This window comes from Pseudomonas sp. SWRI68, assembly GCF_014269165.1.
GTDB lineage: Bacteria > Pseudomonadota > Gammaproteobacteria > Pseudomonadales > Pseudomonadaceae > Aquipseudomonas > Aquipseudomonas capeferrum.
Genome location: NZ_JABWRU010000003.1, coordinates 350031 through 363568 on the forward strand (window position 1 = coordinate 350031; position 13538 = coordinate 363568).

The window sequence follows — 13538 nt, forward strand, 5'->3', positions numbered from 1 at the left end:
CCCATGACCAAGACCATCCGCATTGCCGCCGCCCTGCTGATCGACCCCCAGGGCCGCACCCTGCTGGTCCGCAAACGCGGCACCCGGGCCTTCATGCAGCCTGGGGGCAAGATCGATGCAGGGGAGACAGCGGTGGCCGCACTGGTGCGCGAACTGCACGAGGAATTGGGCCTGCGCATCGACCCTGCACAGGCCATCCCCCTGGGCCGCTTCAGCGCCCCGGCGGCCAACGAGCCAGGTCATGAGGTACAGGCCGAGCTGTTTCGGGTCGACAGCGCCGAGGCCGTGGTGCCAGCGGCGGAAATCGAAGAAGTGGTCTGGCTGGCCGCCGACCAGGCGCCCACTCTTGAGCTGGCGCCATTGACCCGCGACTTGATCCTGCCGCTCTACCGCAAAGCGGTCAGCGTACCGCGCTGACCCCGTCGAGGGTGGCGAACGAGGTGTCCTTGGCGGTCAACAGGAAGTCGCGCATGTACGGTGCGTCGAGCATGTCGGTGCGCACGGCCGCATAAAGCGTGGCGAACAGGCCCTTTTCGCCCAGGCGCTTGCCCTTCACATAACCGCGCGAGCTGTACTCGTGCAGCGCCCAGTGCGGCATGCCGCACACCCCGCGGCCGCTGGCGACCAGTTGCATCATCATCACGGTCAGCTCGGAGGTGCGCACGGCGGCCGGTTCGATGTCGGCCGGCTCCAGGAAGCGGGTAAAGATATCCAGGCGGTCGCGTTCCACCGGGTAGGTAATCAAGGTCTGGTCGAGCAGGTCCTGCGGCACGATGTAAGGCTTGCTGGCCAGCGGATGCTGGTTGGCGACGGCAATCATGGCTTCGTAGGTGAACAGTGGTACATAGGTGATACCGGCCAGGTCCAGCGGGTCGGAGGTGACCACCAGGTCCAGGTCACCCCGGGCCAGGGCTGGCAGCGGGGCGAAGGCGAACCCTGAGGCCAGGTCCAGCTCCACTTCCGGCCAGGCATCGCGGAACTGGTCGATGGTCGGCATCAGCCATTGGAAGCAGCTATGGCATTCGATGGCCATGTGCAGGCGCCCGGCGGTGCCGCCGGCCAGGCGGGCGATGTCACGTTCGGCGCCGCGCAGCAGCGGCAAGGTGGCATCGGCCAGTTGCAGCAGGCGCAGCCCGGCGCTGGTAAAGCGGATCGGCTTGGTCTTGCGCACGAACAGCGGCAGGCCAAGGCGCTCTTCGAGCTCCTTGAACTGGTGCGACAGGGCTGACTGCGTCAGGTGCAGGCGCTCGGCGGCCTCCACCAGGCTGTCGGACTCGCGCAGGGCATGAAGGGTTTTCAGGTGGCGAATTTCAAGCACAACGACTTTCCATTGGGAATACGGGAGGAAACGGGGTAGTCGTTGAGTCTGGCTCAAGTTGGCCTGGCTGTCATCAGGGTTTACGTGTGTTGCCACACTGACCGCCTGGCGAGGTTCACGAAATTGTCATTGAACTGTGGCAGCGCGCTTGAATGATTTTCATCAGACTCGCGTTCTACTGGGGATCTGCATTCTGGTGTTTCTTTCATGCGGGCTTTTCTGCTGTTTTTGTTCTTTCTTGTCAGCGTGCCGGCTAGCTTCGCCGAGCAGCGCTGCGACGTTCACGTGGCGGCTCAGCGGGCGGAGCTGGGCAACCTGAGCCTGGTCTACCAGAGCGTGGGTGCGCCTCGAGACCCGGCACTGCTGCTGGTCATGGGCCTGGGCGGGCAACTGATCCACTGGCCGGACGACGTGGTCGAAGCTTTGTGCCGCCAGGGTTTTCGGGTCATTCGCTATGACAACCGCGATGTTGGCCTGTCACGCTGGAACCCACTGCCCCCTTCGGCCAATCTGACTGTCGAGCTGCTGCGCTACAAGCTGGGTTTGCCAGTCGCCGCGCCGTATACGCTGACCGACATGGCCGGGGATGGGCTGCGCCTGATGGACTCACTGGGCATAGACCAATTCCATGTGCTGGGTGTCAGCATGGGGGGGATGATCGCGCAGCACCTGGCGGCGATGGCGCCGGAGCGGGTGCGCAGCTTGACGCTGGTGATGTCCAGCTCGGGGGCCGCAGGGTTGCCCGCGCCAGATCCGGCCCTGGTGCAGTTGCTGGCCCGGCGCAGTGCGCCGAACCGCGAGGTGGCCATCGAACAGCAGGCTGATTTGCTGGCAGCACTGGGCAGCCCCGAGGTGCACGATGACCGTGCGGCGCTGATGCAGCAGGCGGCCGTGGCCTATGACCGGGCGTTCAACCCTGAGGGCGCCAAGCGCCAGATCATGGCGATCCTTGCCGAACCGAGCCGGGTAGCGCTGCTCAACCAGTTGCGCGTGCCGACCCTTGTGGTGCACGGCACGGCCGACCCCTTGTTGCCGGTGATGCATGGGGTGCACCTGGCAGCGCATATCCAAGGCAGCCAGTTGCGCTTGATACCGGGTTTGGCGCACCGCTTCCAGGAGCCGTTCAAGGCGCCGTTGCTGGGGGCGGTGCTGCCTCACCTGCAGTCACACCGGCAGGACGCGACGCATATCGCAGGCCTTTGAGAGCGGTTTTGTCCGCGAAGAGGGCGATGCCGATCTTTCAGCTCAGCCCGTACTTTTTCACTTTGTCGAACAGCGTGGTCTTGGCCATGCCCAGTTCCTGGCTGGCCTGGCTGAGGTTGCCGCCGGTGCGCTGCAGGGCATCGCTGAGCAGGTTGCGCTCGAAGGCCTCCACGGCCTCGGAAAAGCCCAGGCCCTGGCTGGCGCCACCACTCGGGCCTTTCTTGAACGCCGGCAGGCCCAAGGCATAACGCTCGGCCACGTTGCGCAGTTCGCGCACGTTGCCGGGCCAGTCATGGGCCATCAGCCGCGACAGGGTCTGGCTGTCCAAGGTCGGCGTTTCGCGATCGAAGCGCAGGGCCGATTGCTGCAGGAAGTGTTCGAACAGTTGCAGGATGTCTTCGCGGCGTTCGCGCAGTGGCGGTAGTTCCAGCGTCACCACGTTCAGCCGGTAGTACAGGTCGCTGCGAAACTGCCCGTTCTGGCCCATGGCATCGAGGTCGGCCTTGGTCGCGGCAATCACCCGGCAATCCACCGCAATGCTCTGGTTCGAGCCCAGCCGTTCCAGGGTGCGCTCCTGCAACACCCGCAGCAGTTTGATCTGCAGGTTGATCGGCATGCTTTCGACTTCGTCGAGGAACAGCGTGCCGCCGTTGGCGTGTTCGATCTTGCCGATTCGGCGTTTGCCCGCACCGGTGAAGGCGTTGGCTTCGTGGCCGAAGATCTCGCTTTCGAACAGGTTCTCGGGCAGGCCCCCGCAGTTCAGGGCCACGAAGGGCTGGCCCTGGCGGCGGCTGAAGTCGTGCAGGCAGCGGGCGACCAGTTCCTTGCCGGTGCCGGTCTCGCCTTCGATCAGCACGTTGGCCGAGGTGTCGGCCACATTTGCGATCAACTCGCGCAGCTGCTCCATGGCGGCCGAGCGGCCAATGATGCGACCCTCCAGGCTGCTCTGTTCGGCCAATTGGCGGCGCAGGGCCACCACTTCGCGGGAAAGGCCGCGATGTTCGAGGGCGCGGCGCACCACATCGACCAGGCGCTCAGGCGAGAAGGGTTTCTCCATGAAGTCATAGGCGCCATTGCGCATGGCGCCGACCGCCATGTCGATGTCGCCATGGCCGGTGATCAGCACCACGGGCAGGCTGCGGTCGCGGGCTTTGAGGCGGTTGAGCAGTTCGAGGCCGTCGATGCCCGGCAAGCGGATATCGCTGACGACGATGCCGGCGAAGTCGTCGCTGATGCGTTCCAGGGCCTGTTCGGCGCTGCCGACCCCTTCACAGGCGATGTCTTCCAGCGCCAGCGCCTGCTGGCAGCCGAGCAGCACATGCGGGTCGTCTTCGACGATCAGGACGGTAAGAGGCGCTTGGTTCATGGGTGCTCCGCCGGTTCGCTAGGGGGGGATACCAGAGGCAGGGCCAGGACAAAGGCCGTGCCGCCACTGGCGGGGTGCTCGACGTTCAGGCTGCCCTTGGCGGCGGCGGCAAGGCTCGCCGACAAGGTCAGGCCCAGGCCCAGGCCATGTTCGCCGGGTTTGGTGGTGAAGAAGGGTTCGAACAGGTGCTTGCGCGCCTCGGCGTCGATGCCATGGCCATTGTCGCGCACGCGCAGGCGATATTTGTCGCCCTGCAGCTCGCCTTCCAGCCACAGCTCTGGCAAGGGCTGGGTGGCCATGGCGTCGAGGGCATTGCCGATCAGGTTGACCAGGATCTGCTCCAGGCGGGTCTGGTCAATGGCCAGTTGCTGGTCTTCGAACTGATGGTGCAACTGCAAGTGGCAGCCACTGATACGGTTGGCCAGCACCTGCAATGAGGCGTCCACTGCCTTGGCCAGCGACGCCTGGCCACTGTCGTCGCCACGACGGGCGAACGAACGCAGGCTGGCGGTGATACGGCCCATGCGATCGATCAGGTCGTTCATGGTGCGCAGGTTGGTGCTGGCCGTTTCCAGTGCGCCGCGTTCGAGGAAGCGCACGGTGTTGCCCGACAAGGTGCGCAACGCGGCCAAGGGCTGGTTGAGTTCGTGGGCGATGCTGGTGGACATCTGCCCGATGGCGGCCAGCTTGCCTGCCTGGACCAGCTCGTCCTGGGCGTGGCGCAGGGTTTGCTCGGCATGCCGGCGCTCGCGGATCTGCCCCTTGAGCCGTTCATTGCTGGCGCGCAGGTCGGCGGTGCGCTCGGTGATACGCCGTTCGAGCTGGCTGTTGGCTTCCTGCAGTGCCTCGCGGGCGGCCAGGCGGGTGGCGATGACCTTGCGCCGCTCATTCCAGGCGATACCCAGAATCGCCAGCAGGGCGAATGCCACCCCAACCAGGATGCCCTGCACCATGGATTCACGGCGCAAGTCCTGCAGCGGGGTCAGCAGGGTGAAGTGCCACGGGGTATCCACCAGGCGCCGGGTTTGTGCCAGGTAGGCCACTTCATGGGCTTTGCCCTGAACCGTTTCGCTGTTGGCCGGGAAGGTCAGCTTCTCGACGCCATCGGCCAGGGTTTCCCGCGCCAATGGTTGCAGCTCGTTCAACGGCCACCAGTAATACTGCAGGCTGCGCGCCAGGCGCTCCTTGATTTGCGGGGTCAGCGGGCGCACCGATTTCAGGCGCCGGGCCGGGTCGCTGGAGAGGATGATGATGCCGTTTTCGTCACTGACGAAAGCCTCCAGGCGGGCCCGTTGCCAACGCTCCTCAAGGGTGTCCAGGCGCACCTTGATCACCGCCACGCCAATGATCTTGCCGTGTTCTTCCAGCCCGTGGGCCAGGTAGTAGCCAGCCTCGCCGGTGGTGCTGCCGATGCCGTAGAAGCGCCCGGGTTCGCCGCGCACGGCCGTCTGGAAATAGGCTCGGAACGACAGGTCTTCACCGAGGAACGAATCGGCATCGCGCCAGTTGCTGGTGGCCTGCACCCGGCCATTGGTGTCGAGGACGAAGATCGCCCGGCTGCGGCTGCGCCGATTCAAACCTTCGAGGTATTCGTTGACGGCCTGGCGGGAGCCGCCGTCAGGGTCGGTGAGCAGGTGCGAGACGCTGTCTTCAAGCTCCAGCAAGCTGGGCAGGTAGGTGTACTTGCTGATCTCGCTTTCGACCGTACGCGCGTGCAGCTCCAGCTGACGTTCACCGTTTTCGCTCAAGGTGCGGATGCCGTTGCTCTCGCTGACCAGGTAACCGGCCAGCCCCAAGCCGACCATCAGCAGGATGATCAAAGGCGGCAACAGCAATTGGCGGATCAGGCGGGAATTCACGGCAGGCTTGGCAGGGAGCAGTAGCGAAGGGTCGCATTTCATCACAGTGGCCTTGTCACGACCAGCATCCGCTGCCCGGAGGGGGCGAGCAGCGGAGCTGGAGGCCGACTTAGTGTTGCAGGATCTTGCTCAGGAAGTGCTGGGTGCGTTGGTCGCGGGCGCTCTGGTCACCGAAGAACTCCTCTTTGGTGCAGTCTTCGATGATGCTGCCCTTGTCCATGAAGATGACCCGATTGGCGACCTTGCGGGCAAAGCCCATCTCGTGGGTCACGCACATCATGGTCATGCCTTCGTGGGCCAGTTGCACCATCACATCCAGCACCTCGCTGACCATTTCCGGGTCCAGTGCCGAGGTCGGTTCGTCGAACAGCATGACGATCGGGTCCATCGCCAGGGCGCGGGCGATCGCCACACGCTGCTGCTGGCCGCCGGAGAGCTGGCCGGGGTGCTTCTTGGCATGGGCGCTGAGGCCGACGCGTTCGAGCAGGGCCAGGCCCTTCTTGGTGGCTTCCGCCTCGCTGCGGCCAAGTACCTTGCGCTGGGCGATGGTCAGGTTCTCGGTGATGGTCAGGTGCGGGAACAGCTCGAAGTGCTGGAACACCATGCCGACCCGCGAACGCAGCTTGGGCAGGTTGGTCTTCGGGTCGGCAATCGAGGTGCCATCGACCACCACGTCGCCTTTCTGGAACGGTTCGAGGGCGTTGACGCACTTGATCAGGGTGGACTTGCCCGAGCCCGACGGGCCGCACACTACCACCACTTCACCTTTCTTGACGTCGGTGCTGCAGTCGGTCAGTACCTGGAAGTCGCCGTACCACTTGTTGACGTTCTTGATGGAAATCATACGGTGATCCTTTTTTGCAGGCGCTTGACCAGCCACGAAGCGGAGAAGCTGATGATGAAGTAGACAACCCCGGCGAAGATCAGGAACTCATGGGAGCGCCCGATGATGTCGCCGTTGGAGCGTGCCGAGTTGAGGAAGTCGACCAGGCCCACGGTATACACCAGCGAGGTGTCCTGGAACAGGATGATGCTCTGCTGCAGCAGCAGCGGGGTCATCTTGCGGAAGGCCTGGGGCAGGATGATCAGGCGCATGGTCTGGGCGTAATTCATGCCCAGTGCTTGAGCGGCACCCATCTGCCCTTTGGAAATCGACTGCACGCCGGCGCGGACGATTTCGCAGAAGTACGCCGCCTCGAACATCATGAACGCGACGACGCAGGAGGTGAACGCACCGACGGGGGTATCTTCGCCGGTGATCCAGCGCAGCACGAACGGCACCGCCAGGTAGAACCAGGTGATCACCAGCAGCAGCGGGATCGAGCGGAAGTAGTTGACGTAGGCACCCGCCACACGCGACAGCAGCTTGCTCGACGACAGGCGCATCAATGCCAACAGGGTGCCGAGCGCGATGCCGCCGACCACGCCCATGACCATCAATTGCAGGGTCATGACCATGCCGCCCCACAGGGCAGGCAGGGCCGGGATGATTTCGCTGAAATCCATGTCCATTTACTTGCCCCCCACGGAAATCAGGCCAGGCACGGCAACTTTCTTCTCGACCAGGCGCATGAGTAGCATCAGGCCCATGTTCAGGGTGAAGTAGATCAGCGTGGCCAGGGTGAATGCCTCGAACAGGTTGGCGGAAAATTCTGCCGTCTGTTTGGTCTGTGCCAGCAGCTCCATCAGGCCGATCAGCGAGGCCACCGAGGAGTTCTTGAACACGTTGAGAAACTCGGAGGTGAGCGGCGGAATGATGATCCGGTACGCTTGCGGCAGCAGCACGTTGGTGTAGATCTGCGTCAGGCTGAAGCCCATGGCACGGGCAGCGGCCTCTTGGCCGCGGGGCAGCGCCTGGATACCGGTCCGCACCTGTTCGCAGACTCGCGCGGCGGTGAACAGGCCCAGGCAGACAACCACGCTGATCAGCGCCGAGGTGGTCGGGTTGAGGTCCTGCTTGAACCATTCCTGCAGGCCCTCGGGCAGCAGGTCTGGTACCAGGAAGTACCAGATGAACAATTGCACCAGCAGCGGTACGTTACGGAACAGCTCCACGTAGGCGGTGGCGATGCCCGATATAAGGCGGTTAGGCACGGTACGCATGACGCCGAGTACCGACCCCAGCAGCAGTGCGATGATCCAGGCGGTGATGGCGATGGCGATGGTCCAGCCCAGGCCGGTGATGTACCAGTCCAGATAGGTTTCGCTGCCCACGCCGGTGGACTTGAAGAACACGCCCCAGTCCCAGTTGTAATTCATCGGGATTTCCCCTCAGACGGTTGTTTCACGGGCACCTTCGAGCATCCGGGGGCGCTCGGCGCCCTCGGATGAAAGGTTAGACACTAATGAGTGGCCTGCAGAATAGATTCGTGCGCTTGCGCACCAGGCCACTATCTGAGGATCAGGACTTCTTCTCGTCCGCGGCCTTGTCGGTCGGCTCGGCGATCAGTTTCTTCAGTTCGTCGCTCATCTGGAACTGCAGGTTCAGGCCTTTTGGCGGGATCGGTTGCATGAACCACTTGTCGTAGCTCTTGTTGACTTCACCCGATTTGAAGTAGCCCACGATGGCGTCGTCGACCGCTTTCTTGAACGCAGCGTCTTCCTTGCGCACCATGCAGCCGTAGATTTCGTACGACTGTGGAGTACCGGTGATGACCCAATCCGCAGGTTTACGCGCCTTGGCCATTTCACCGGCCAGCAGGGCGTCGTCCATCATGAAGGCCACGGCGCGGCCGCTTTCGAGCATGTTGAAGGCTTCACCGTGGTCCTTGGCGGAAATCACGTTCATCTTCATCTGCTTGTCGGCGTTCATCGCCTTGAGGATGCGCTCGGAGGTGGTACCGGCGGTGGTCACCACGTTCTTGCCGGCCAGGTCCGGGAAGTCTTTATAGGATGGCTGACCGTCCTTGACCTTGGTCAGCAGACGGGTACCGACTTCAAAGATGCCGACCGAGAAACCGACCTGCTGCTGGCGCTCGACGTTGTTGGTGGTGGAGCCGCATTCCAGGTCGACGGTGCCGTTCTGCACCAGAGGAATACGGGTCTGGGAGGTGACGAGGTTGTACTTGACCTTGATGTCGGTGCCCAGCTGCTTCTTCAGCGCTTCGACCACAGCGAGCTGGATGTCGTGGGAGTAGCCGACGGGCGTGGTGCTGCCTGCCAGGTAGGAAAATGGAATGGATGAGTCACGGTGCCCCAGTGTGATGGTGCCCGAGTCCTTGATCTTCTTCAGGGTGCCGGTCAGCTCCTCGGCCATGACAGGCGAAGCGATGACTGCAGCCGCGATGGCGGCGCCCAGCAATTGACGAACGATACGCATCAAATTTTCCTCGACGTGTTTGTTTTTTTTATGGAGCCGTTGGCGGACTCTTTCGTTCAACGAATACAGCATGAAGCGGTGCATTCGGCTTCCAAGTGTAGAGCATGACTCGTGCCAAACTCTGTGAATGATCATAACCCCCCGAAAAGCCTGGGCATCAGCCCTATCTCAAGGTTTTTCTGGAATAACCCATAGTCGGAACGCCGAATGCGTGGGTTTTTTTCGTTCGGCAATCCGAACGGGGGCATCAGCTTTAAGTAACACATCGGCATGAAACGCAAATGTTGAGCTGGCTGCCTCATCATCAGGAGCGCATGCCGTGTCCGTCATTCCGATCCCCTCCGATTCCGTCGATGCCTTCATTGCCCACCAGCTTGCCGATTGGCTGAGAACTGCCAATGTCGATCTTCTTCTGACCTTGCACAGGGCGCTGCGCCAACAGCAGGCCGCTGCGGAAAATGTCAAAAACAGGTTGGCAGGCATTCCCAGCCTGGAGGCTTTTGCCACGCCCCTGCTCGAAAAGGCATTGCGCGCCAAGGGCCTGGACGATGTCGATGTGCGAAGCATGCAGGTCTACATCGAGGACGATGTGCCCCTGCCCAGCGCAGCACCACGCCTGCATACACCGTGGAGGACACTCCACAGCGTGCAACCGTTGCTGACGGCTGCGTTGCATAATTTTCACGAGGACGAGACCTTGCCGTCACTCCATCGACGTGCCTACCTGCAGGACGGCCGTGGGGAGAAGCTTTCGCTGAAGTTCGAAGCGTTTGCCCGCTGTTGCAGGGAGCTGGACATTGGCGGCCAGTATCAGAAAATGCTCCGCTCGCAACTTTTTCCCAAAAGCAGGCCCCCGGCACCCGAGGGTTTTGCCCGTGTCGCTGTAGAGCGCATGTTCGAAGAAAACCTGCGTGCCCAGCTGGACGTTGCAGTGCGTATTGCAAGGATCAAGTCCGAGCTGGCCGAAGTCGACTACTTGCGCTTGTTGCCGGTGTTCGCAAGCAACCCCATCGTGCCGGCGACCCCGGGTGTTGTAACGCCCCGCCAGTTATATCTGCTGGGCAAGCGTATCCATGGGCTTGTCACCCTGGAGCTACGCGAGCGTGCTGAAGGGCCGCTGGTGGGGATCATCAGTTGGATACCGCGGGATCCGTATCGGCCGGTGACCAGGCACGCCTCCTGGGAGACCTTGTATCAGTCATTGGCCAAACGGTTGCGTGCGCCTCATTACCGATCCTTTTTCAGACGCTTCATCAGTGAACGTGACCGGCCCAGCTTCACGGCCACCCTGGAGCGCCTGATCGAAGCCAGTAGCATGCAAGCGCCAGCTGTTCTGGATGGGCGCAATTTCGCCATCGATACGCCCTTGTTCGCCTATCTGCGTGGCTTGCAGGTCGACAAGATGCTTGATGATGCAAGAATCCTGGCAGTGCCCACCGCCGACGAAACCGCCATCGAGCGCCATCAGCGGCTGGAAGCGCTCAAGAGTGCGGGGCTCGATGTGCTCAACCTGGCTGCGCTGTTCATTCCGGTATTGGGGGAGGTGATGTTTGCCGTGGCTGCGGTGGACGTGGTCAGCGAAGTCTACAAAAGCTATGCCGATTGGCGGATAGGGGACCGCCAAGGGGCACTGGATCACCTGTTTGGCGTGGCAGAGAACCTTGCTGTCGGTGCCGCGGTGGGCGTTGGGGTAGTGGGTGTGGGCCGGGTGCTGGAACGGGTGCCGTTTGTCGATGCGCTCACGCCCCTGCACGAAGGCGAGGGCCGCTGCAGGTTGGCGGACCGGCCGCTCTCGGCCCATCACCTCGATGGCGGCGGCCCGCTGATGCGCAGATTTGGCGGGGACTTCGCGCAAGCCTCTGACCAGACTGCCGAAACGCTGCTTCGGGTAACCGGACTCGAACACAACCAGTTGCGCCATCTGCACCTGCAAGAGGCGCCAGCCCCAGCACGGCTGCTTGATGCCCATGCACGCCACGAGTGCCATGTCCTTGAGCCGCACCTGCGGGGCGCCGCTTTCGAGCGCGAGCTGGCTATTCGCCAGGCTGTACCCTCTGCTGCCGGCGCAATACTGATGAGGGTATTTCCGGGCTTGTCCGTGCGTTGCGCCGAAGAAATTCTCGAGCTGGCAAACGGTGAGCAAATCAAGGCGCTGCTGGCCAGTGGTCGTGTGCCATTGGCAATGGCCGAGCGTGCACGCTGGTTCTTGCGGGAAAGTCGGCTGGACCGCGCACTGATGGGGTTCGAGCATGAAGGTGAGATCAATTTCGATACCCAGCGCTTGGCCTTGGAGCTGATCAATGAACTGGCGCCTTGGCCGCCGTCGGTGCGCATTGAACTGCGCCTTGGGGAAGCGGGCGGTCGCTTGCTGGCGTCGAAGGGCGCTAACGACGCGTCGCAAGTCAGACGCATCATCCAGACCGAGCAGGGTTATTACTTGAGTGATGCCACCCCAGCAGGGTCAGCTACGGGCTTGTTGCCGTGTTTGCTGCACACCCTGGAGGACGATCAGAAAGTGGCGCTTGGCGGCCCCGAGTTGATGGCGCCTGAACTCGGCCAAAGGCTCTCCCGACAAGCCAGCGTCGATCGCGAAAAAACCGCAAAAATGATGGGCTTGCCGCCTATCGCTGAACGCTATCGACCGCCGCAGCGCATAGCAGACGGCCGAATTGGCTATGCACTGAGTGGCGGCGGCGAGAGCAGCCGTCAGGCGATCCGGCGCGGCTTACATGAAATTTTCCCTACCCTGACCGATGCTCAATTGGACGCTTACCTGCTCGACCTGATGCAACGCAGGGTCGGCCTTTGGGACCACCTCAGCAGCCTTCAGCAGCGGCTGGAAAGCCTGCGCGGTGCACTTGACGCCTGGCAGCGGCAGCGGGTGAGCTTCATGGATGGGCTCAGGCGGCGACGCGTGGCCAACCAGATTCGTCGTGCCTGGCGGCGCAAGACGACCGGCCTTGCCGGTGATGACTTTGTCCTGCATATCGATGGCGAACAGGTGGGCAGCTTGCCGGCCTTGCCGGCAGGCATCGAGTTTGGCCATGTGCGACGCTTGACGTTACGCAACATGAGCCTTGAGCAGGTCGATGAGGATTTCCTGGGCAGGTTCACCCACCTGCGCGAACTGGACCTGCGGGACAATCAGTTGAGCACCTTGCCACTTGGCCTGGAACGTTTAACCGAGCTGCGTACGCTGCGACTGTCGGGTAACTGGATTACCGTCGATGGGGCGGGCAGTCAAAGGCTGGCAAGCCTTGCGATGCTCCAGCAACTTGATCTGAACTATAACCCCTTGGGCCAGGCGCCAGACCTTTCAGGGTTGCGTAACTTGCGCGAAGTGTCGCTGCGCGGAACCGGGCTGCAAGAATTGCCAGATGACGACCAGATGCCTTGGAGGGGGTTGGTGGATGTTCGCGAGAATCAGATTCGTCAGTTGAACGGGCAGTTGCGCAGCTTGAGCGATCGACTGCAACGGTTGGCACTGCATGACAACCCTCTGGACGAAGCGGGCGAGGAGCTGATTGCCCACAGTCACACGGTTGCGACCCTCCACCGGCGTAGCTCTTATCAACACGCCATCGCCGACAGTACGCTGCTGGATCGATGGATGGAGGGTACCGACGAAGCCGTACGCACCCAGCGCACGCAGATCTGGACGAGTTTGTCTCAGGAGACACAGTCGGTAGATCTGTTTCGTTTTCTGGCAGATTTCGCAAGTTCTGATGACTTCCTCGATCACCCGCGCTACTACCGCGCCAGGGTGTCGCGGATACTCGAGCTTTGCGCGGACAACACTGACGTGCGTGAAGCGGTGTTCTGGCAGACGCAAGGACGCAGGACCTGTGAGGACCGGCTGTTACTGATCCTCAGCCAACTGGAAGTCAGAACCCATATTGCCTTGCACGCGGCCGGTGAGGGGGGCGCGCGGGCCGAGGCGACCTTGCTGAGGCTCGGGCGCTCGCTTTATCGCCTGGACGAACTGGACAGTATTGCCGCTCGGCATATCCAGGAAATGCGCCAGGACCCTTTTGCCGCGGTGGATGACATCGAAGTTTACCTTGCCTACCGGGTTCACCTGGCTGACAGGCTCGATCTACCGGCCCAACCGCGGCACATGAATTACCTTGAGCACAGCGGTGTGACCCGTACGCGGATCATGCGTGCGGGTACTAGCGTGCTGGCCGGTGAAAATACCGACGTGCTGAGCCAGGCACTGGCGCAACGAGAGTTCTGGCAAGGCTATGTGCGCAATCGCTACCCTGAGCGCTTCGAAGCCTTGGCCGCACCGTTTCATGAACAGCTGGAGGCTTATGAGCTTCAGGCTGGCGACTCGGGCGAGCAGCAGTACCTTGAGCGCGCTGCGGCATTGATGGAAACGCTCAATGGCGAAGAGCGTGCCCTTTACCTGGAGTTGGCAAAGGAGGCGTACGGTCGGGAGTTCTGAGTGCGGGCGACCGTCAGGCGGTCGCC

Annotated in this window: 10 protein-coding genes; 3 read left to right on the plus strand and 7 right to left on the minus strand. The window is 62.4% G+C overall.

Features of this window, described 5'->3' with window-relative positions:
* The first annotated feature begins 3 nt into the window (after positions 1–3).
* On the plus strand, positions 4–417 hold the full coding sequence (locus tag HU770_RS07760) for an NUDIX domain-containing protein (protein ID WP_186656693.1): 414 nt from the start codon (positions 4–6) through the stop codon (positions 415–417).
* Here the strand turns inward: HU770_RS07760 and metR are convergent.
* Positions 401–1318, minus strand: coding sequence for a transcriptional regulator MetR (metR, locus tag HU770_RS07765; protein WP_033702687.1), 918 nt, complete (start codon positions 1316–1318; stop codon positions 401–403). The genes HU770_RS07760 and metR overlap by 17 nt on opposite strands.
* A 207-nt stretch (positions 1319–1525) precedes the next feature.
* On the opposite strand from metR, the gene HU770_RS07770 reads away from it, so the two are divergent.
* Positions 1526–2521: an alpha/beta hydrolase gene (locus tag HU770_RS07770; RefSeq protein WP_186663436.1), complete on the plus strand. Its 996-nt coding sequence runs from the start codon at positions 1526–1528 to the stop codon at positions 2519–2521.
* Between the two features lie 37 nt (positions 2522–2558).
* Here HU770_RS07770 and HU770_RS07775 read toward each other — a convergent pair whose 3' ends face one another.
* The 6 genes from HU770_RS07775 to HU770_RS07800 form a co-directional block, all read right to left on the minus strand.
* Complete coding sequence (locus HU770_RS07775; RefSeq protein WP_186663437.1) at positions 2559–3887, minus strand: sigma-54 dependent transcriptional regulator; 1329 nt, start codon at positions 3885–3887, stop codon at positions 2559–2561.
* Positions 3884–5788 carry an ATP-binding protein gene (locus HU770_RS07780; RefSeq protein WP_156310215.1) on the minus strand — a complete coding sequence of 635 codons (1905 nt, stop codon included), beginning with the start codon at positions 5786–5788 and terminating at the stop codon, positions 3884–3886. The genes HU770_RS07775 and HU770_RS07780 overlap by 4 nt, the downstream gene beginning before the upstream one ends.
* Before the next feature lie 67 nt (positions 5789–5855).
* On the minus strand, positions 5856–6590 hold the full coding sequence (locus HU770_RS07785; protein ID WP_047583640.1) for an amino acid ABC transporter ATP-binding protein: 735 nt from the start codon (positions 6588–6590) through the stop codon (positions 5856–5858).
* Entirely contained in the window at positions 6587–7258 is a 672-nt protein-coding gene (locus HU770_RS07790; RefSeq protein WP_033702682.1) for an ABC transporter permease subunit, read from the minus strand. Before HU770_RS07790 ends, HU770_RS07785 begins: the two co-directional genes overlap by 4 nt.
* Entirely contained in the window at positions 7259–8005 is a 747-nt protein-coding gene (locus tag HU770_RS07795) for an amino acid ABC transporter permease (RefSeq protein WP_186663438.1), read from the minus strand.
* Between the two features lie 142 nt (positions 8006–8147).
* Positions 8148–9065, minus strand: coding sequence for a glutamate/aspartate ABC transporter substrate-binding protein (locus tag HU770_RS07800; protein WP_033702990.1), 918 nt, complete (start codon positions 9063–9065; stop codon positions 8148–8150).
* Positions 9066–9384: 319 nt separating this feature from the next.
* Here HU770_RS07800 and HU770_RS27350 point away from each other — a divergent pair, with 319 nt between their 5' ends.
* A complete protein-coding gene (locus HU770_RS27350) occupies positions 9385–13512 on the plus strand; it encodes an NEL-type E3 ubiquitin ligase domain-containing protein (protein ID WP_186663439.1) in 4128 nt (1375 codons plus the stop codon).
* Positions 13513–13538 lie beyond the last annotated feature (26 nt).